1 protein-coding gene is annotated in these 246 nt (G+C 65.4%); it reads right to left on the reverse strand.

The genetic code is table 11. The annotated features are described in order from the left end of the window. A partial coding sequence (locus tag FNJ47_RS52350; RefSeq protein WP_236000626.1) for an AMP-binding protein occupies positions 1-246 on the reverse strand: 246 nt, incomplete at both ends.

Below are 246 nucleotides of genomic sequence, written 5' to 3' on the forward strand. Positions count from 1 at the left end.
CTGGACGGCATCAGGGCAATCGCCGCCAAGGTGGGCGCGAAGGTCGAGACGCTCGATTCCAGCGGCAAGGGCTCGCTGACCGAGGCCGCCGACAAGGCGCCGAAGGAATTCACCACCGTGCAGCGCGTGGATCAGCACGTCCTTGTCGGTGAAGCGCCAGTAGTCGACCAGCGAATACGAGTTCGAGGCCAGATTGTCGTGCGAGAGCATCGCGCCCTTGGAGCGGCCGGTGGTGCCCGACGTGTA

The organism is Bradyrhizobium uaiense, assembly GCF_010811875.1.
Taxonomy (GTDB): Bacteria; Pseudomonadota; Alphaproteobacteria; order Rhizobiales; family Xanthobacteraceae; genus Bradyrhizobium; species Bradyrhizobium uaiense.